The organism is Mangrovactinospora gilvigrisea, from assembly GCF_001879105.1.
Taxonomy (GTDB): domain Bacteria; phylum Actinomycetota; class Actinomycetes; order Streptomycetales; family Streptomycetaceae; genus Mangrovactinospora; species Mangrovactinospora gilvigrisea.
In genome coordinates this window covers 1-490 of record NZ_MLCF01000203.1, presented here as the reverse complement: position 1 = coordinate 490, position 490 = coordinate 1, and the positions used below count along the sequence as shown (strand labels likewise).

The following is a 490-nucleotide window of genomic DNA, read 5'->3' as shown; positions in this document are numbered from 1 at the left end:
TGGACGCGGGCCAGCAGCCGGTCGGGGACGATCTGCATCAGATAGGAGAGCAGCGCCACGTTGGTCGGGGCGAAGAAGAGCACGATCGCCCCGAGCAGCGCCGCCGCGGCGTACGGGGTCCCCGCCAGCAGGGGCAGCGCCGCCGCGGCGGGCACCGATCCCCAGCCGACGATGATCAGCAGCCGGTAGCCGCCGACCCGCCGCACCATCCGCTCGGCGGTGATCGCCCCGACCAGGCCCAGCCCCGCGATCACCGTCTCGCAGGAGCCGATCACCTGCGGGGACGCGCCGTGCTGGCGCAGCGTCACCACGAAGAGGAACGTCATCGCGCCGAAGAGCATGTTGACGCCGGCGGCGAAGACGCAGATGTAGCGCAGGAAGCCGTTGCCGCGGACGAACCGCAGGCCCTCGGCGAGGTCCTTGCGGAAGGTGGAGCGGCTCGCCCGCTCCTCGGCGTCCGGGCCGAGCGGGGTGCGCAGCAGCAGCGCGG

At 73.3% G+C, this 490-nt stretch carries 1 protein-coding gene; it reads right to left on the bottom strand.

Translation table 11 applies throughout. From position 1 onward, the window contains the following. The coding region (locus BIV57_RS25490) for an MFS transporter (RefSeq protein ID WP_336447228.1) at positions 1–490 on the bottom strand (490 nt) is incomplete at both ends.